Genomic DNA, 18,768 nt, shown 5'->3' on the forward strand with positions numbered 1-18,768 from the left:
GAGGTGTGAGTTCTGGACGGGTGTTAGGAGAGGACGGCATGGTCACCGCGATCGTGTTCATCAAGGCCGACGTCGCACGGATCCCTGAGGTCGCCGAGCAGGTGGCGGCCATCGACGGCGTCAGCGAGGTGTACTCCGTGACCGGCGGGCTCGACCTGATCGCCCTCGTCCGGGTCGCGCGGCACGACGACCTGGCCACCGTCATCCCCGAGCACGTCAACCGGGTCCCGGGGGTGCTGAGCACCGAGACGCACATCGCGTTCCGCGCCTACTCGAGCCACGACCTGGAAGCCGCCTTCAGCCTGGGCCAGGAGGACGGGATCTAGGTCCTGCGGGACTGGACTTCCGATCCGACTGACACGAGCTGAAGTTACGGTGAATACATGAACGTCCGGGGTCAGTTTCTTGCCGAGCAGGTCCGCGCCTTCGCGCCGGTGCCGAAGCGAGGACGCGGATGAGCAACCCGCCCGCCGGCTGGTACCCCGACCCCACCGGCCAGCCGCACACGATCCGCTTCTGGAACGGGGAGAAGTGGACCAACAAAACCGCACACGAGGACGAGGCCGCGGCCCTGGCCGCGGCAGCCGAAGAGTCCACGGCCAAGGACGACCCCACACCGACCCCACACCCAGCGGAGCCCGCCTCTTCGCAGCCGACCGAGCCCGCCCAACAACAGCCCCGGCCAACCCAGCCAGACCCCGAGCCTGCCCAGCAACAGTTCTGGCCCGCGGAGCAGAACGCGCAGCCCGAGTCCGCTCAGCAGCCATGGTCAGCCGACCAGTTCACGTCGTACGGCCAGCCCAACCCAGACACCGAGCAGACTCAGCAGCAGCCGTGGTCAGGTAACCAGGAGCCCTGGACAGCAGATCAGCAGCCGTGGTCGGCGGACCAGTTCAGCTCGTACGAGCAGGCTGACCCGAACACCGAGCAGACCCAACAGCAACCGTGGTCCGCACAACAGCCGTGGCCGGAGCAACAGTCCACCCCCGCCGACCAGCCGCAGCAGCCGTGGACCGCCACCCAGCAGCCCTGGTCGGCCGACCAGTTCAGCTCCTACGACCAGCCCAACCCAGACACCGAGCAGACCCAGCAACAGTCCTGGCCTACTCAGCCGGAGCCGACGCCGCAGCAGTCGCCCCAGCAGGGCAACCCGAGCGCGCCCACCCACGAGCAGTCCCACCAGCAGCCGTGGTCCGCACAACAGCCGTGGCCGGAGCAACAGTCCACCCCCGCCGACCAGCCGCAGCAGCCATGGACCGCCACCCAGCAGCCCTGGTCAGCCGACCAGTTCACGTCGTACGACCAGCCCACGCCGGACCAAACCCCGCAGCAAGCGACCCCTCAGAACTGGGGCGCCGAGCAACAGCCCGTTCAGCCTGTGCAGAGTGAGTCGCAGGCGCCCGGGTTGCGGGCGGTGCAGGAGACCGGCGCCGGCGACGCGGCTCAGGCCGACCAAGCGAGCGGAGGCGGATGGTGGCAGCCTGCCCCCACCCCGCAACTGTGGAGCTCACCGTCCACGGGCAACGACGCGCCTGCATCCGGCGGCGCACGCCTGCGCGCAGTCTCCCCGGCGCAGCCGGACCCGTCCGCACAGACTGACGCTGCGCCCACGGCGTCTGCTGGTGAACCTGCGCCCTCGGCCGCTCCTGCTGCTGCTGCGTCCTCGGCCGCTGCTGGTGAGGCTGCGTCCTCGGCGTCTGTTGAAGAGGAACTGAGCGCGGCGGATCGTGCCCGCGCCACCTGGGGTGCACCGGAGTTGGCGCCCGCGCCACCGGACCACTGGACGCAGCGCGAGATCTCGGAGTTCGAAGCAGCACAGGCAGCGGCGGACGTCGACGTACAGCCGGAGGAACAGTCCAGCGGCTGGACCCTCAAGCTCGCCCCCGAACCGGCGGCCGGTCAGCAGGCGGCCGACGCACAAGCACCGCAGACCGCGGACGGCCGAGCCGCTGAGACAGCGGACGAGCAAGCGGCACAGGTCGCGGACGAGCAAGTGGCGCGGGTGGCTGATGAGCGGGCCGCGGACGAGCTGGCTGCGGACGAGCTGGCTGCGGAGCAGGCGGCGGATGAGGCAGAGGCGGCCGGCCTGCAGCCGAACTGGGGAAGCCAGTCCGGAGACGAGCAGGACCAGGAGGCTACTGACATCCCCGCGTGGGGTGTCGAGACTGCGGACGACGCTGACCCGAAGACGTCGAAGCAGGCCGCTCCCCTCTGGACCGTGCCAGGAGCGCCGGACACTGCTCCGGACCAGCCGGTGCAGCTCTGGGGCGATCAGCCTCAGCAGCCGACGCCTGCTCAGGACCAGAACTGGAACGGACAGCAGGTTGGCAGCCAGGGCACCGGCGCGGCACCCGCTGCGCAGCCGGGACAGGTGTGGGGCTCGCAGCAGGCAACCGCAGGCGCGCAGACGGGCCAGCAGGGCGGCGATCAGTCGTGGGGCGGGCAGTCCTGGCCTGTAGAGCAGCCCAGCAACCAGCAGAACGTGCAGCAAACCGCGCAGCCGCAGTGGGGCGTCCAGCAGGGTGCTGGAGTGCAGCAGGGTGGTCAGCAGCCGTGGGGCGATCAGCAGACGCAGCGTGCCTGGGGTGACGACGGCAACGAGGCTTGGGGCGGCCAGACCGACCTGAGTACCGGTGTCGGCAAGCGGGACGGCAAGAGCAAGAAGAAGTCCAAGAGCTCCGGCGGTGGTGGTCCGTTCGGCGGGAAGATGCCGTTGATCATCGCCGGCGGTGTCGCGGTCGTGCTGCTGATCGTCGCCGCGGTGGTACTGCTCACCAAGGGCGACGACACGACGGCGAACCCCGATCCGACCGGTACGCCGACGCAGAGCGGCTCGCCCTCTCCGACGAACCAGTCCAGCACCAAGCCCGGTCAGTCGAAGGACCCGAAGCTGCACGAGGGCGCCGGGCGGATCGCGTCGGACGCAATCTCGTTCCCGCGCCGCAACCCGCCGTGGTCGGACCGCAAGCGCCTCGTCCAGCAGCTGATCAACTCGAACGGCCAGCGCATCGTGCTGAAGGAAGACGTCGTCGAAGGGGACGACTGGAGCGCGGACATCTTCGTCGGCGCGCTCGGTACCGGGTCCGGGTTCAACGGCGACCCCAAGGCGACCGCGGCGTCGCTGTCGATCAAGCTGCGCGAAAACATGTACGGCAACATCCCGGTGACCTTCAAGACGGTCGCCAACGGTCCCGTGAAGCGGACGGAGAAGGCGGGCTGGGTCTTCCAGCAGACCGTGACCGCGACGACGACCGCGGTGACCGATCGGGTGCTTACCCTGACGGTGGCCGTCTTCGACCTCGGTGACGGGACCGCGGTCGCGTACATCAGCGGCATCCCGAACAACCGCCCGGACCTGAAGAAGGCCGCGGACCAGGCCTACCTAGGAATCAACGTTGGCTGAGAACGAAGACCAGAACCCGACGCGCCCCAACACCCCGGAGGGCACGCCGGACAGCTCCGCACGCCCGGGACAGGACGGTTCGTCGGATGCGCTGTTCGGGCAGTCACCTGCCCCGGCGCCGCCTCCCCCGCCACCGGTCCGGCCGCAGCACGCAGCCCCACCACAACAGCACTGGACCAGCCAACCGCCGCAGCCGGCGAACCCCCAGCAGCCACAGCAGCCGGGCACACAACAGTCCGGCGCACCGCGGCCGGGCGCGCCGCGGCCGGGCGCGCCGCAGTCGGGTGGCCAGCAGCCAGGTCCGCAGCAGGCTGGCGGGCAGCATGTGCGGCCGCAGCACGCGGCTCCTCCAGCTGGTCCGCAGTACGGGGGCCAGCGGCCGGTACCGCCTCAGCCAGGTCAGCCGGGGCAGCCGTCACAGGCACAGCCGGGCCAACCGCAAGCCGGGCAACCACAATCACCTCCGGGACAGCCGGGTCCTGCACAGCCGGGGCAGATGTGGGGTGTGCAGCAGCCGGGTCAGCGGCCCGGTGGCTGGCAGGAGCAGGCGACCGGGCCTCAGCCTGGCCGGCCGCAGTTCGGTCAGCAGAACTCACCGAACGGCGGTCCGCAGACTCCTCAGCAGCGCGGGCCGCAGGGTCCTCAGCAGCGTGGGCCGCAGGGCGGACAGCAGGCTGGGCCGCAGGGTCCTCACCAAGGCGGTCCGCAGGGTCCTCAGCAGCGTGGGCCGCAGGGTGGGCCGTTGGCGTTCACCGAGGTGATCTCGCGGGCGGCTGGACCGTACACCGCGGGAGCGGCCGGGCAAGGTGCTGGAGCGGCCGGGGGTGCTGGGCCCGGTGGGCAGGGTGCTGGAGCGCCCGGTGGGCAAGGTGCTGCTGCGGGCGGGCATGGCGCTGGGCAAGGTGCTGGGGCCGTCGGTGGGCAGGTTGGTGCGCACGGTGCCGGTCAGTCCGGTGGGCAGGGGCGCTGGTCGGCGGGCGCGCAAGCAGGTGGACAGGGTGCGGGAGCGCATTCAGCCGGGCACCGTGCAGGTACTCCCGGTGGGCACTCGGGTGGGCACGGTGCGAGTACGGCCGGGGCGCACTCGGCTGGGCATGCTGCTGGAGCGGGGGGTAACGGGCGGGCTCGGGCCATTGGGGCTGTGGTTCTCGTGGTGGCTGCGTTGGCTGCGACCGGCTTGAGTGTGGGATGGGTCTGGACCAAGGCCGAGGCCGTTTCCCCGGTGCCGTTGCCCACCGTGGGGAAGCCGATGGAGACGGTCAATCCGTCGGCGAAGCCGACGAAGACGCCGACGCCGTTCGGCAAGGTCCTCGGGACCGAAATGGTTGCTGCGAACAACGACACGATGCCGATCATGAGTTCGGCCTGGGGCAACAACTACGAGCGCGCCGGCCTGTGGGGCGGCGCCGCGATCTGGCTGACGGTGCACAGCAACTACGACAAAGGCAAGAGCTGGGGCAACTACGTCGCCTTCGGCCAACTCCCGCCGGACATCACGTACACGAACACCGCCGCCGGCCTCAAGCAGGCGTCGATCCAGGTCGGCGGCCGCGCGCTCTACAACCTGTACGACAAGGACGCGCAGGTCATCAAGGGCAGCGCCACGCACAAGGCGATCTCGGTCAACGGCCACCCGGGCCACGAGCTCGTCGCGAAGGTCGCCGTCAAGGTGCCGAAGCTGCCGGAGACGTTCTCCACGATCATGATCGCGGTGGTCGACCGCGGTGACGGTACGGCGGCGGTGTCGATCGCCGACATCGCCGGTTCCACCCCGGCCTGGCAGAACGTCTGGCGCTACAAGGTCTCCCAGATCAAGCTGAGCAAGTAGAAAGGGCCGGCGGGAAGTCACCCGCCGGCCCTTCTGCTGTGGCAACCTCAGCCGCGCACCTCGGCGCAAGCAGCGATCCACCGGTCCAGCACGTCCTTCGCCGCCCCGGAGTCGATCGCCTCGGCCGCGCGGTCCATCCCGGTCCGGATCCGCTCCGTCACGCTGCCGGTCTCCGGCGTGTACGCCGCCAGCGCTGCGCCGGCGTTCAGCATTACGACGTCCCGCACCGCCCCCGGCTCGCCGTCGACGAGTGCGCGCACGACCTTCGCGTTGAACGTCGCGTCAGCGCCCTTCAACGCGTCCGCGGACACCGGCTCGATGCCCAGCTCCCGCGGATCCAGCGTGATCGGACCCTCGACCTTGCCGCCGCCGACGACCCACACCTGCGACGTCGTACGCGTGGTCAGCTCGTCGAGCCCGTCGTCGCCGTGGAACACCAGCGCATCGATCCCGCGCCGCGCCAGTACGCCGGCCATCAGCCCGGCGACCCGCCCGTCGCCGACGCCGACCGCCTGCGCCGACGGGTTGCCGGGATTCGCCAGCGGACCGAGGAAGTTGAACGTGGTCGGCACCCCGAGCTCACGGCGCGGTACGGCGGCATGCCGCAACGCGGGGTGGAACGCCGGAGCGAAGCAGAACGTGATCCCGGCCCGCTCCCCCACCTCGGCCACCTGCTCCGCGGTCAGGTCGAGCGGGATGCCCAGTTCCTCGAGGACGTCGGCCGCGCCGCAGGCCGACGACGCCGCGCGGTTGCCGTGCTTCAGCACCTTCGCGCCGGCGCCCGCGGCGACGATCGCGGACATCGTGCTGATGTTCACGGTGTGGGCTTGGTCACCGCCGGTGCCGACGACGTCTAGCGTCCGGCCGGGCACCGAGATCCGGGTGGCGAAGTCGCGCATCGTCGCGACCAGTCCCTCGACCTCGGTCACCGTCTCGCCCTTGGAACGCAGCGCGATCACGAACCCGGCGAGCTGCGCGGGCGAGGCCGCGCCGGACAGGATCTGCTCCATCGCCCACGCGGTGGCGGACGCCTCCAGGTCCTCATGCCGCAGCAGCGGATTGAGCACCTGAGGCCAGCTGTAGGCGGCCCCTGGATCGGACATGGCGCGTCAGGCGGTGGTGGCAGGCAGCTTGGCCAGCCGCTGGCGGAGCAGGTCCGCGGTGACCTCGGCCAGCTTGATCGGGTCGATCGGGTGCGACACCGCGCCCTCGGCCCGCGACCAGGTCGCCAGCCACGCGTCCTGCGGACGGCCGGTGATGACGAGCACCGGCGGGCACTGGAAGATCTCGTCCTTCAGCTGCCGGGCGATCCCCATGCCACCGGCCGGGACGGCCTCGCCGTCCAGGATGGCCAGGTCGATCCCGCCCTTGTCCATGGTCTTGATGACGGCCGGCTCGGTGGCGCACTCGACGTACTCGAGCTCGGGCAGATCGGCCGTCGGCCGCTTGCCGAGGGCCAGCCGGACGGACTCCCGCGTCGTACGGTCGTCGCTGTAGACCAGGACCTTCAGCGGACGCTCTGAACTCATCGATCCATCCCAAGCTTGTTCAAAAGACGACTGGACACCCGGAATGCTACCGGGGCGCCTGTCCGGCCCGGCGAGCCTGTTCCTCCAACCGGTCCAGGCGGCGGTCCTCACGGCGCGCCTCACGCTGTGACTCACGCACCCATTGGACGAACAGTACGGCGAAGAACACCACGCCCACGATGTCGCCGGAGCCCCACAGCAGACCGCCCGCGATGTACTGGTCACGCAGCGGCGACGGCGACCAGGAGCGACCGAAGCTGGTGTACCAGTCCTCGGCGATCAGCTTGTCCGCGGACATGATCGTGATGCCGAGGAACGCGTGGAACGGCAGTGTGAGGAACGTCAGGATCAGCCGGAACGGGTAGATCACCCGGCCGGGCACCGGGTCGAGCCCGAGCAGCGGCCAGAAGAACAGCGAGCCGACCAGGATGAAGTGCACGTGCAGCAGGTCGTGGAGGACGGTCGACCGGAGCGTGGCGTCGTACCAGCCGCTGAAATAGAGCACCCAGGGGCTCAGGACGAACAGCGTGAAGCCGATCATCGGGAAGCAGATCACCTTCGCGAACCGCGAGTGCAACACGGAGAGCAACCATTTCCGCGGCTGCCGCGGCAGCGTCCGGAGCGCCAGCGTGACCGGCGCGCCGAGCGCCATCGCGAGCGGCGTCAGCATCGACAGGATCATGTGCTGCACCATGTGCACGCTGATCAGGACCGTGTCGTAGGTGCCGAGCGCCGACTGGGTGGCGATCACGGCGCTTCCCAGCCCGACGCCGACGAACGCGAACGTCCGGCCGCGGGACCACTTGTCACCGCGTTTGCGCAGCTTGTGGACGCCGTACAGATAGACCGCGGCGAGGACGACGATCACGGCGAGTAACACCGGTTCGAAGGTCCATGCCGTCAGCAACCGGACCGGCGTCAGCGGCTCGATCCGGTCGCCGGGCGTGGCGTGAAGGGGAAGCACGCTTCCACAGTAGAAACCATTAGTTGCCGACATGCATGGGGGTGGTCGTGTCAGTTGATACGAGGACCGACATAATGACCGCGTGGCCACTGCAACCGCGCTCCCAGCGTCTCGTGAACACGGACACCACGACCGTCCCAGCATGGTCAGTGTCGGCACGATCGTCTGGCTCTCGAGCGAACTGATGTTCTTCGCCGCCCTGTTCGCGGCGTACTTCACGATCCGGTCGGTGACGACCGCCGCAGCCGCTCCGGGCACGGAGACGCTGTGGGAGGTCATGACGCACCACTTGAACGTCCCGTTCGCCTCGGTGAACACGTTCATCCTGGTCGCGTCGTCGTTCACCTGCCAGGCCGGAGTGTTCGCCGCCGAGCACGGCAAGGTGGGCCGGGTCGGCTCGCTGGCGAACCCGCGGAACTGGGGCATGCGTGAGTGGTTCATCCTCACGTACCTGATGGGTGCCGTCTTCATCGCCGGACAGGTGACCGAGTACGCCGAGCTGATGCACGAGGGCATCTCGATCTCGTCGAACGCGTACGGGTCGGTGTTCTACCTGGCCACCGGCTTCCACGGTCTGCACGTGACCGGCGGCCTCATCGCTTTCGTGTTCGTCCTGGCCAGGACGTACATGGCTCGTAAGTTCACCCACGAACAGGCCGTGACGGCGATCGTCGTGTCGTACTACTGGCACTTCGTCGACGTGGTCTGGATCGCCCTGTTCGCGACCATCTACCTGCTCAAATGAGTGAGAAGAGACCTTCCTTGTCACCGGCGCGCTTTCTCTCCGCGCGACGACGGCACCGGTCCGCCGGCCTCGTCGTGCTCCTGTTCGGCCTCCTGGCAGTGGGGTCGGCGTACGCCGCCTTCGCCCCTGACAACGCGGTGGCGGACAACTCGGCCCAGTCGCAGCAGATCGAGGAGGGCAAGAAGCTCTTCGCGGTCGGCTGCTCCAGCTGCCACGGCCTGAACGCCGAGGGCGGCGGGAACGGCGAGGGCAAGATGGCCGGCCCGTCGCTGATCGGCGTCGGCGCGGCCGCGGTCGACTTCCAGGTCGGCACCGGCCGGATGCCGGCGATGCAGCCGGGCGCGCAGATCCCGCGCAAGGCCCCGGCGTACTCGCAGGAGGAGATCGAGGCCCTGGCGGCGTACGTCGCCTCGCTGGCCCCCGGCCCCTCGGTCCCGGGCTCGGAGTCGTACGACGTGAGCAAGGCCACCGACGAGCAGGTCACCCGTGGCGGCGAGCTGTTCCGCACCAACTGCACGGCCTGCCACAACTTCGCCGGTCGTGGCGGCGCGCTGCCGAACGGCAAGTACGCGCCGTCGCTGATGGGTGTCAGTGAGAAGCACATCTACGAGGCCATGCTGACCGGCCCGCAGCAGATGCCGGTCTTCTCCGACCAGGTCATGCAGCCGGAGGACAAGCGCGACATCATCGCGTACCTGAAGGCGCTGGAGACCCAGAAGGACCCGGGCGGCTTCGGACTCGGCCGGCTCGGCCCGGTGTCCGAGGGCCTGTGGGGCTGGTTCGTCGGCATCGGCCTGCTGGTAGCGGTAGCGGTCTGGATCGGCGCCAAGGGCGTCAAGGCCAAGGGAGCGAAGGCCAAGTGAGTGACAAGAATCTGCCGGTGAAGCCGGAGGACGAGCACGGCGCCGTCGAGGTGGCCGAACCGATCCCGGACCCGGGTCTGGAGCCGCACGAGCCGCGGATCACCGACATCGACCCGAAGGCGGCCGACCGCGTCGAGCGCCAGGTGTCGGGCATGTTCGGCCTGGCGACGCTGCTGGTGGTGGGCTCCTGCGTCGCGTACTTCGCCATCCCGCGGGACTCGATCCTCGAGTTCGGCCCGCTGTCCGGCAACGCGAACAACATGGTCATCGGCCTGTGCATCGGGCTCGCGCTGTTCCTGATCGGGGCCGGCGCGATCCAGTGGGCCAAGAAGCTGATGGTCGACGAGGAGATCTCCGAGGAGCGCCACCCCGCGCACTCCTCGCCGCAGCAGATCGCCGAGATCACCGAGGCCTTCAAGGAAGGCACGGTGGAGTCCGGCTTCGGCCGCCGCAAGATGATCCGCAACTCGCTGATCGGCGCGCTCGGCGTCCTCGGCCTGCCGGCCGTCATCCTGCTCCGCGACCTCGGCCCGCTGCCGGGCCGGGCGCTGTACAACACGATCTGGGCGAAGGGCATCCGGGTCGTCAACGACGTCACCGACCGCCCGATCAAGCCGTCCGACCTGATCGTCGGCCAGCTGGTCAACGCGGCGCCGGCCAACCTGGCCCCGCTGCAGGAGGAGAGCGCGGTCGAGTACCAGAACGCCAAGGCGAAGGCCGCGGTGATCGTGGTCCGGATCAAGCCGAGCGAGATCCGCACCAAGCCGGGCCGGGAGAACTGGGGCGTCGACGGCATCCTGTGCTACTCGAAGATCTGCACCCACGTCGGCTGCCCGATCTCGCTGTACGAGCAGACCACGCACCACGTGCTCTGCCCGTGCCACCAGTCGACGTTCGACCTGGCCGACAGCGCCAAGGTCGTCTTCGGCCCTGCTGCCCGGCCGCTGCCTCAGCTACCGTTGGCAGTGGACAGTGAGGGCTACCTGGTTGCGCAGAGCGGCTTCACCGAGCCGGTCGGCCCGAGCTTCTTCGAACGAGGGTGACAACAGTGTCAACAAACACAGAGTTCCCTGGACCGGTCAAGTGGGTCGACGATCGCCTCGGCATCGCGAAGATCGGCAAGAAGAACCTGCGGAAGGTCTTCCCGGACCACTGGTCCTTCATGCTGGGCGAGATCGCGCTCTACAGCTTCATCATCCTGATCCTGACCGGGACCTTCCTGACGTTCTGGTTCAAGCCCTCGATGGCCGAGGTCGAGTACCAGGGCTCGTACAGCCTGCTCAAGGGTCTGCACATGTCGGAGGCGTACGCCTCCACGCTGGACATCACGTTCGACGTCCGCGGCGGTCTGCTGATGCGGCAGATCCACCACTGGGCGGCCGTGCTGTTCATCGCCGCGATGATGGTGCACCTGCTGCGGATGTTCTTCACCGGCGCGTTCCGCAAGCCGCGGGAGCTGAACTGGCTGATCGGCTTCGGGATGCTGTTCCTCGGCATCGTCGAGGGCTTCATCGGCTACGGCCTCCCCGACGACCTGCTGTCCGGTACCGGTCTGCGGATCACCAACGGCATGATCCAGGCATCACCGGTGGTCGGCACGTACATGAACTTCTTCATCTTCGGCGGTGAGTTCCCCGGCGACGACTTCGTCTCCAGATTCTTCATCGTCCACGTGCTGCTGATCCCGGGCATCATCCTGGCGCTCGTCACGGCGCACCTGTTCCTGGTCGTGTACCACAAGCACACGCAGTACGCCGGTCCCGGCCGGACCCAGAAGAACGTGGTCGGCTACCCGCTGTTCCCGGTGTACACGGCCAAGGCCGGCGGCTTCTTCTTCGTGGTCTTCGGCATCACGGCGCTGATGGGCGCGTTGATGCAGATCAACCCGGTCTGGCTGTACGGGCCGTACAACCCGGCCGAGGTGACCGCCGGTGCGCAACCGGACTGGTACATGGGCTGGCTGGAAGGCTCGGTGCGAATATTCCCCGGCTTCGAGTCGCACTTCTGGGGCATCACCCTCAGCTGGAACCTGATCATCCCGGCGCTGATCGTGCCACCGGCGTTCGTCACGCTGGTCGCGCTCTATCCGTTCATCGAGGGCTGGATCACCGGCGACAAGCGCGAGCACCACCTGCTGGACCGGCCGCGGGACATGCCGACCCGGACCGGTATCGGCGTCGCGTTCATCGTGTTCTACGCGATGCTGTGGATCGGCGGCGGTAACGACCTGATCGCCACCCACTTCAACCTGTCGCTGAACCACGTGACCTGGTTCCTGCGGTTCGCGGTGATCCTCGGCCCGATCCTGGGCTTCTGGGTCGCGCGCCGCTGGGCGATCTCGCTGCAGCGGGCGGACCAGGACCGGTTGCTGCACGGCCTGGAGACCGGTGTGATCATGCGCTCCCCCGAGGGCAAGTACACCGAGAAGCACCAGCCGATCTCGACGTACGAGGCGTACTCGATCACCGCGCGGGACCGGCTCGTGCCGCACGAGATCGGCCCGGAGACCGACGAGAACGGCGTCCGCGCCCCGCGTCGGGCGCTGCACAAGGCGCGTGCCGCGCTCTCCCGCTTCTACTTCGCCGACGCCGTACAGAAGCCGACCACTCAGGAGCTCGAGGCGGCGCACGAGCACGCTCACGACGCCGACGAGATCCACGAGCTGACGGAGGACACGGAGACCTATCGAGAGGTCACCAGCGACCGCTCCTGACGTCGCCCTGAAGTCGTACTGAAAGAGCCCCGGCCGATCGGCCGGGGCTCTTTCGTTTATCCGAGCGCGTCGGTGACCGCGGTGAGATAGTCCTTCACCAGCGTCTGCTGACTCGGGTCGAGTGCCTGGGTGGTGATGATCAGCCGGTCCAGGAGCGGGCCGAAGAACTGCCAGCCGAGGGCTACAGCGGTGTCGGAGACCTGGAGGCGGGCGCTGCGACCGTCTGTGCGGCTTCTGAGGCGTTCGACGTGGCCGGCGGCCTCCAGGCGGTGGATGACTGCCGTCGTCGCCTGAGAGGTCATTCCGAGCTGCTGAGCGAGCCATGTAGGCGTGGCCGCTACTCCGGCGCGTTCGGCGTCCAGGAGGCTCACCAGCGCGCGTACGTCGGTCCCGTGCAAGCCCGCCGTACGGGCGAACTCTCCGACCGCCCGGTCGTACCGCAAGGCGACCTCTCGCAGCAGGTGCACCACGTCCAGTGCGGCGGCCCGTGCCGGGTCGGCTGGTGTCACTCCTTCACGCATGCCCCACAATTTACCTCACTGAGTGAGCTATCCTCGGCAGCATGAGTTTCCAGGACACGTACGACGCTCTCCTCGCCCGCTGGGACGTGCCGGTCGAGCAACTCGAGCTGACCGACGAGTTCGGTACGACCCACGTCAACGCGTGCGGACCCGCTGACGGGCAACCCGTCGTACTGCTTCCGGGGCACGGCGCGACGTCACCCGTGTGGTTCGCCCTCGCGCCGCGGCTTGCGGGGCGGTACCGCGTCTACGCGATCGACCTGATCGTCGACGCGGGGCGCAGTACGAACAGCGGCCGGACGCCCAAGACGCCGGCCGATCTGCACACATGGCTGACGAACACCTTCGACGGACTCGGCATCAGCCAGGCGGCGTTGTGCGGTCATTCGTACGGCGCCTGGATCGCACTCACGTACACGATCGCGCACCCGGAGCGCGTCGAGCGCCTGGCCCTGCTCGACCCGACGGACTGCTACGCCGGCCTCCGCGTGCCCTACATCCTCAGAGCTTTGCCAGGCCTGCTGCGGCCGTCCCGGAAGCGCACGATGTCGTTCCTGCGCTGGGAGACGCAAGGGCTTCCGATCGATCCCCAGGTCCTGGAACTGGCCGGACTGGCTGCAGAGCAGCCCTCCACCCCGTTCGTCCGCACCAAACGCCCCACGGACGACCAATTGCGAGAACTCGCTCCCCTGGTCTTCGTCGCGGGCCGCAGCAAGAGCCACAACGCAGCCCACCTGACTCGCCGAGTCACCACACTCTCCCCCGCCGCAACCGTCGTACAACTCGACACCGCAACCCACCACTCCCTCCCGTCCCTCCATGCGGACGAGGTGTGGGCTGCGTGGGCCCACGAATTGCCCACAAAATAAGGGGATTCTGGCTCGTCGGTCGACGGGCGGGCGTTCTAGGGTCGATGCCATGGAACTCCTGGGCGAGCGGCCGGTGTGGTCGATGAGTGGCAGCGAACTGCTGTCGACTCTCGACGCGCTGGAAGCCGAGGCCGCCCGCCGGGAGACGTACCGGTCGCGAGCGGACAGCTGGTGTACGGCGACGGATTGTCGGCCGCAACCGTCCGACGGCTGGCCTGCGACGCACGGATCATCCCGCTCGTGCTCGGCACGAACTCCGAGCCCCTGGACGTGGGCCGCAGCGAACGCCTGGTCACCCGGGCGATGCGTCGCGCGCTGAACGCCCGCGACCAGGGCTGCGTCATCTGTGGCGTCCCGCCGATCATGTGCGACGCGCACCACCTGCGCTCCTGGATCGACGGTGGCGAGACGAAGACCTCCAACCTCGTGCTCTTGTGCCGGCGCCACCACGTCGACCTGCATCACGGTCAGTGGAGCGTCACGATCACCGACTGCCTGGTCGAGGTCGCGCGCCCGAGCTGGGCAGAACCATCACCCAGACAGCACCGCAGCCGTCACCGACGGAGGGCAGATCACCCCGCCGGCGACCCGGTCGTGGCCATCACCCAGCGCTCACGAACGAAGGCCGACGAGGCTGAGGGCTCACGATCGAGGGCCGACGAGACTCGGCGCTCGCGATGGAAGGCCGACGAGGCTGTCCTCCGACAAGCCGCCGACTTCGCGTTGGCCGACGTACCTGCGGGCTGAACCAGCCACGGTGAAACACAGCAGCCTCCTGCCCGCGGGCATGCGGTGAGGAGGCTGCTGCGTCTTGGTGTGTCAGGAGAGGGCGGAGCCGGCCTTGTAGGCGGCCCAGGTGGTGTTCCAGTCGGTCCAGCCGTTGCCGGGCTCCATGTGGCGGGTGGTGCCGGTGACGATCACGGGGTCGCCGCGGAGGGTCTGGTTGAAGTACCACTGGGCGTCCTTGAGGCTCATGCCGACGCAGCCGTGGCTGACGTTGGAGCTGCCCTGGCTGCCGGCCGACCACGGCGCGCCGTGGATGAACTCTCCGGAGCTGGTGACCCGCTGGGCCCACTTTACGTCCGGGATGTTGTAGTACTCCGGGTCGCCGGGCTTGAGGCCGACCGTCGCCGCGTCCATCCGCTTCACCGTGAACTTCTCCATGATCACCTTCACCCCACTGCGGGTGGTGAAGCCGTCCTTGCCGGCGGTGATCGGGATGGTCCGGGCCAGCTTGCCGTTGATCGTCACCGTCATGGTGTGCCTCTTGACGTTGACGTTGGTGACCACCGACTTGCCGATGGTGAACGCGATGGTCCGGCTCGCGGTGCCCCACGTGTTGTTGCCGGCGTTGACGCCCAGGGTGCCGATGTCGACCGTCACCTTGGTGCCGGCCGGCCAGTAGTTCTTCGGGCGGTAGTTGACCTGCTTGCTGTTCACCCAGTGCCAGCTGCCGTCGACCGGGACCGAGGTCTTCACCGAGAGCCGCTTCTCGACTGCCGCACGGTCCTTGACCGGGTTGTTCCAGAAGATCTGGATCGGCAGCGCGACGCCGACCGTCTCACCGTTCAGCGGGACGACCGAGGCCTTCAGGCTCTTCGACGCCTTCAGCGTCTTGAAGGTCGAGCTGATCGGCACGGTGGCACCGTCGGTGCCCTCGGCCGAGCCACTCACTGTGTACGTCGCGCCAGGCTTGAGCTGCGGCGACGACGTCCACTGGGTCTTGTCGGCGTTGAAGCTGCCGGTCACCTTGTCGCCGTCGTCGTCCTTGAGCGTGACCGCGGTCAGCTTGCCGGCCGTGGTGGTCACCGTCACCGGCTTGTCCGGCTGCACCGACGAGGCGCCCTTGGCAGGCACGATCGCGATGCTGGCCGACGCCGGGGTCTCCGACGGGCTCGTCGAGTTCCCTGGGGTGCTGGAGGCACCTGGCGAGTTGCTCTGCGACGTGGACGTGCCGGGCGTCGACTGCCCGCCAGAGCCGCCGCCGGCCTCTGTGTCGCTACAGGCCGTGCCGGCCAGCAGCAGGACGCAGATCCCCGCCACGGCAAGGCCGTGCTTCCTCACCGAACCGCTCACCATTCCCCAGTTCTCCCCTGTTTAGTCAGACCGCGGTAAGGGTAACCTGCCGCGGCGACATTTCTGTGCATCCGCACGAGCCGTTCCGGTACAGTCCACGACTCTCTGTACCCGTTCGCAGTACTACAGACGCACGAAAACGCCGCCCGGTTCGTTCCCGGACGGCGTTTTTCGTACGACTCTCAACTAGTGAGCAACTAGTGAGCGTGGTCACCGCGGTAGTACTCGAAGATGAACCCGCTCAGCGTGACGATGCCGATCCCGCAGCCGGCGATGAACAGCCACCAGCCGAAGACGACGCCGAGGACAACCACCGCCAGCGTCAGCGCGCACCACAGCGGCCACCAGGAGTACGGCGGGAAGAAGCCGAGCTCGCCGGCCCCTTCGACGATCTCCGCTTCCTTGCGGTCCTCGGGCCGGGCGTCCATCCGCCGGGCGGTGACGCTCAGGTAGAACGCCACCAGCAGCGACAGGAAGAACGTCATCACCAGTGCGGTGGTGCCGGTCGGGTCCTCGGACATCAGCCAGTAGATCGGCGTGACGACGAGCACGAACACACTCAGGATCCCGAAGACCCAGGCTTCGACCTTCACGCCTTGTCCTTCCCGTCGTCCTCGGTACTCGCGAGCTCCTCGAGATGCTCGACGCGGCCCTGGTCCTCACCCGCGTCCAGCAGGTTGTCCTCGCCGGCCCGGTTGTCCGGGTACTCCGCCAGCGCCAGGTCGGCGTGGTGCAGGTCGAACGCCGGCGACTCCGAACGGATCCGGGGCAGCCTCTCGAAGTTGTGCCGCGGCGGCGGCGAACTGGTCGCCCACTCCAGCGAGCGGCCCCAGCCCCACGGGTCGTCGACACCCACGAGCGGCGTCTTGCGGGACTTGTAGATGTTGTAGAAGAACGGCAGCATCGACGCGCCCAGGATGAAGGCGCCGACGCTGGACACCTCGTTCAGCGTGGTGAAGCCCTCGTTGGCGCCGTACGACGCGTAGCGCCGCGGCATGCCCTCGACACCGAGCCAGTGCTGCACCAGGAACGTGGTGTGGAAGCCGATGAACAGCAGCCAGAAGTGCAGCTTGCCGAGCCGCTCGTCGAGCATCCGCCCGGTGAACTTGGGCCACCAGAAGTAGAACCCGGCGAACATCGCGAACACCACGGTGCCGAACACGACGTAGTGGAAGTGCGCGACCACGAAGTACGAGTCGGACAGCTGGTAGTCCAGGGCCGGCGAGGCCAGGATGACGCCGGTCAGACCGCCGAAGAGGAAGGTGGTCAGGAAGCCCACCGACCAGAGCATCGGGGTGTCGAACGAGACTGACCCGCCCCAGATCGTGCCGATCCAGTTGAAGAACTTCACGCCGGTCGGGACCGCGATCAGGAAGGTCATGAACGAAAAGAACGGCAGGTTCACCGCGCCGGTGACGAACATGTGGTGTGCCCACACCGCCACCGAGAGAACCGCGATACCGAGGGTCGCGCTGACCAGACCGATGTAGCCGAAGACCGGCTTGCGGCTGAACACCGGCAGGATCTCGGTCACGATGCCGAAGAACGGTAGCGCGATGATGTACACCTCTGGATGCCCGAAGAACCAGAACAGGTGTTGCCAGAGAATCGGGCCGCCGTTGGCCGCGTCGAAGACATGGGCCCCGAGTGTTCGATCCGCCTCCAGCACCAGCAGCGCCGCCGCCAGGATCGGGAAGGCGATCAGCACGAGGATCGACGTGACCAGGATGTTCCAGGTGAAGATCGGCATCCGGAACATCGTCATGCCGGGAGCGCGCATGGTGATGATCGTGGTGATGAAGTTGACCGCACCCAGGATCGTGCCCAGACCGGCCATCCACAGACCCATGATCCACAGGTCGCCGCCGACACCCGGTGAACGGACCGCGTTCGACAGCGGGGCGTAGGCGAACCAGCCGAAGTCGGCCGCGCCGCCCGGGGTGAAGAAGCCGCTGATCGTGATCAGGCCGCCGAACAGGAACAGCCAGAAGCTGAACATGTTCAGCCGCGGGAACGCGACGTCGGGCGCGCCGATCTGGATCGGCATGATCTCGTTCGCGAAGCCGACGAACAGCGGGGTCGCGAACAGCAGCAGCATGATCGTGCCGTGCATCGTGAAGAGCTGGTTGTACACCTCTTCGTTCACGATCTGCAGGCCCGGCTTGGCCAGTTCGGCGCGGATCAGCAGCGCCATCACGCCGCCGATCAGGAAGAACGCGAACGACGTGATCAGGTACATGTGCCCGATCAGCTTGTGGTCCGTCGTGGTCAGGTACTTGACCAGCAACGCGCCCTTGCTGCGCCGGCGGGGCAGCGCGCTGGTGCTACCGATAGCGCCGGTGCGCTCGGCGAAGTCGGTCACTTCTCGCCCCCTGTACCGGGAATGGTGGTGGCGTCGGCGCCGCCGGTTGCGGCTCCGGTCTGGCCCTTGGCGGCCAGTTCCTTCAGGTGTGCGTCGTACTCGTCGCGGGAGACCACCTTGACGGTGAAGACCATCCGGCTGTGGTAGAGCCCGCAGAGCTCAGCACACTTGCCGGCGAAGGTGCCGGTCTTGGTCGGGGTCAGCTCGAACTTGTTCGTCTTGCCCGGGATCACGTCGAGCTTGAAGTAGAACGACGGCACCCAGAACGAGTGGATGACGTCCGGCGAGGTCAGGTCGAAGTGGACCGACTCGTTCACCGGGAGCCACAGGGTCGCCGGCTTGTCCAGCGTGCCGGTCTCCCAGACGCCCTGCTGCCCGTCGACGGTGTCCTTGTAGTTGAAGGTCCACTGCCACTGCTGGCCCACCACGTTCACGGTGTGCTGCGGATTGGCGTCCATCTTCGTGACCTGGTTGCCGTGCTCGACGGTGTAGAAGAACAGCACACCGATGATCGCGAACGGGGCCAGGGTGTAGAGCACCTCGAGCGGCAGGTTGTACCGCACCTGCCGGGGTGCGTCGTCGTTGCGCTTGCGGTACCGCACCACGACCCACAGGATCAGGCCCCAGACCATCACGCCGATGATCAGGGCGGCGATCCACGCCCCGATCCAGAGGCTGCGGATGGCCTCGGTCCGGTCCGATGCGCCCTCGGGCAGACCGAGTCGTTTCCACTGCTCAGTGGTCGCCGTCGAGCAACCGGTCAGCAGCAGGGTGCCGAGCACCACTGCACTGCCGACCAGCAGGCGACGCTTCGCCGGTCGTGTGGCGCCGGCAGAACCTGCCGGTCGCTCCTCCACTCCGGGCGTGCCGTTCGAACCCACGGGGCGCCTTTCCC

Annotated in this window: 19 protein-coding genes; 10 read left to right on the top strand and 9 right to left on the bottom strand. The window is 68.1% G+C overall.

Annotated features, from left to right (window positions below):
- Positions 1-38: 38 nt before the first annotated feature.
- Positions 39-326, top strand: coding sequence for an Lrp/AsnC family transcriptional regulator (locus EV647_RS04760; RefSeq protein WP_133786133.1), 288 nt, complete (start codon positions 39-41; stop codon positions 324-326).
- A 128-nt stretch (positions 327-454) separates the two neighbouring features.
- On the top strand, positions 455-3,403 hold the full coding sequence (locus EV647_RS04765; RefSeq protein WP_133998941.1) for a hypothetical protein: 2,949 nt from the start codon (positions 455-457) through the stop codon (positions 3,401-3,403).
- 103 nt (positions 3,404-3,506) lie between these two features.
- On the opposite strand, the gene EV647_RS04770 is transcribed toward EV647_RS04765, so the two are convergent.
- Complete coding sequence (locus EV647_RS04770) at positions 3,507-3,743, bottom strand: hypothetical protein (protein ID WP_133998944.1); 237 nt, start codon at positions 3,741-3,743, stop codon at positions 3,507-3,509.
- 520 nt (positions 3,744-4,263) lie between these two features.
- Here EV647_RS04770 and EV647_RS04775 point away from each other — a divergent pair.
- Both EV647_RS04775 and EV647_RS04780 read left to right on the top strand, forming a co-directional pair.
- Entirely contained in the window at positions 4,264-4,584 is a 321-nt protein-coding gene (locus tag EV647_RS04775; RefSeq protein WP_133998947.1) for a hypothetical protein, read from the top strand.
- Entirely contained in the window at positions 4,557-5,231 is a 675-nt protein-coding gene (locus EV647_RS04780) for a hypothetical protein (protein WP_238175141.1), read from the top strand. The genes EV647_RS04775 and EV647_RS04780 overlap by 28 nt, the downstream gene beginning before the upstream one ends.
- 47 nt (positions 5,232-5,278) lie before the next feature.
- Here the strand turns inward: EV647_RS04780 and trpD are convergent, their stop codons facing one another.
- From trpD to EV647_RS04795, 3 genes are read right to left on the bottom strand one after another with little or no spacing between them, the layout of a single operon-like run.
- Entirely contained in the window at positions 5,279-6,334 is a 1,056-nt protein-coding gene (gene trpD, locus EV647_RS04785) for an anthranilate phosphoribosyltransferase (protein ID WP_133998953.1), read from the bottom strand.
- 6 nt (positions 6,335-6,340) lie between these two features.
- Positions 6,341-6,760: a response regulator transcription factor gene (locus tag EV647_RS04790; RefSeq protein ID WP_133998957.1), complete on the bottom strand. Its 420-nt coding sequence runs from the start codon at positions 6,758-6,760 to the stop codon at positions 6,341-6,343.
- Positions 6,761-6,806: 46 nt separating this feature from the next.
- Positions 6,807-7,724, bottom strand: a complete 918-nt coding sequence (locus EV647_RS04795; protein WP_133998960.1) for a cytochrome c oxidase assembly protein — start codon at positions 7,722-7,724, stop codon at positions 6,807-6,809.
- Positions 7,725-7,806: 82 nt separating this feature from the next.
- On the opposite strand from EV647_RS04795, the gene EV647_RS04800 reads away from it, so the two are divergent.
- From EV647_RS04800 to EV647_RS04815, 4 genes are read left to right on the top strand one after another with little or no spacing between them, the layout of a single operon-like run.
- Positions 7,807-8,469, top strand: coding sequence for a heme-copper oxidase subunit III (locus EV647_RS04800; protein ID WP_133998964.1), 663 nt, complete (start codon positions 7,807-7,809; stop codon positions 8,467-8,469).
- Positions 8,466-9,332: a c-type cytochrome gene (locus tag EV647_RS04805; protein WP_133998967.1), complete on the top strand. Its 867-nt coding sequence runs from the start codon at positions 8,466-8,468 to the stop codon at positions 9,330-9,332. The genes EV647_RS04800 and EV647_RS04805 overlap by 4 nt, the downstream gene beginning before the upstream one ends.
- Positions 9,333-9,349: 17 nt before the next feature.
- The gene (locus EV647_RS04810; protein WP_370342795.1) at positions 9,350-10,375 is read left to right on the top strand and encodes a Rieske 2Fe-2S domain-containing protein; all 1,026 of its coding nucleotides are present in this window, start codon (positions 9,350-9,352) and stop codon (positions 10,373-10,375) included.
- A complete protein-coding gene (locus tag EV647_RS04815) occupies positions 10,372-12,045 on the top strand; it encodes a cytochrome bc complex cytochrome b subunit (RefSeq protein ID WP_133998974.1) in 1,674 nt (557 codons plus the stop codon). The genes EV647_RS04810 and EV647_RS04815 overlap by 4 nt, the downstream gene beginning before the upstream one ends.
- 56 nt (positions 12,046-12,101) lie before the next feature.
- On the opposite strand, the gene EV647_RS04820 is transcribed toward EV647_RS04815, so the two are convergent.
- Complete coding sequence (locus EV647_RS04820) at positions 12,102-12,566, bottom strand: MarR family winged helix-turn-helix transcriptional regulator (protein WP_133998977.1); 465 nt, start codon at positions 12,564-12,566, stop codon at positions 12,102-12,104.
- 41 nt (positions 12,567-12,607) lie between these two features.
- Here EV647_RS04820 and EV647_RS04825 point away from each other — a divergent pair, with 41 nt between their 5' ends.
- Together EV647_RS04825 and EV647_RS04830 are read left to right on the top strand one after the other, a co-directional pair.
- Positions 12,608-13,435 carry an alpha/beta hydrolase gene (locus EV647_RS04825; protein WP_133998980.1) on the top strand — a complete coding sequence of 276 codons (828 nt, stop codon included), beginning with the start codon at positions 12,608-12,610 and terminating at the stop codon, positions 13,433-13,435.
- 171 nt (positions 13,436-13,606) lie between these two features.
- Positions 13,607-14,182: an HNH endonuclease gene (locus EV647_RS04830; RefSeq protein ID WP_238177033.1), complete on the top strand. Its 576-nt coding sequence runs from the start codon at positions 13,607-13,609 to the stop codon at positions 14,180-14,182.
- 72 nt (positions 14,183-14,254) lie between these two features.
- On the opposite strand, the gene EV647_RS04835 is transcribed toward EV647_RS04830, so the two are convergent.
- The 4 genes from EV647_RS04835 to coxB all read right to left on the bottom strand — a co-directional run bounded on the left by EV647_RS04835 (position 14,255) and on the right by coxB (position 18,754).
- Complete coding sequence (locus EV647_RS04835; RefSeq protein ID WP_238175144.1) at positions 14,255-15,499, bottom strand: Ig-like domain-containing protein; 1,245 nt, start codon at positions 15,497-15,499, stop codon at positions 14,255-14,257.
- 209 nt (positions 15,500-15,708) lie between these two features.
- Positions 15,709-16,104, bottom strand: a complete 396-nt coding sequence (locus EV647_RS04840) for a cytochrome c oxidase subunit 4 (RefSeq protein WP_131342187.1) — start codon at positions 16,102-16,104, stop codon at positions 15,709-15,711.
- Positions 16,101-17,873, bottom strand: coding sequence for a cytochrome c oxidase subunit I (gene ctaD, locus EV647_RS04845; RefSeq protein WP_133998989.1), 1,773 nt, complete (start codon positions 17,871-17,873; stop codon positions 16,101-16,103). Before ctaD ends, EV647_RS04840 begins: the two co-directional genes overlap by 4 nt.
- Positions 17,870-18,754, bottom strand: a complete 885-nt coding sequence (gene coxB, locus EV647_RS04850; protein ID WP_133998992.1) for a cytochrome c oxidase subunit II — start codon at positions 18,752-18,754, stop codon at positions 17,870-17,872. The genes ctaD and coxB overlap by 4 nt, the downstream gene beginning before the upstream one ends.
- Positions 18,755-18,768 lie beyond the last annotated feature (14 nt).

It is taken from the genome of Kribbella sp. VKM Ac-2566, assembly GCF_004366005.1.
GTDB lineage: Bacteria > Actinomycetota > Actinomycetes > Propionibacteriales > Kribbellaceae > Kribbella > Kribbella pratensis.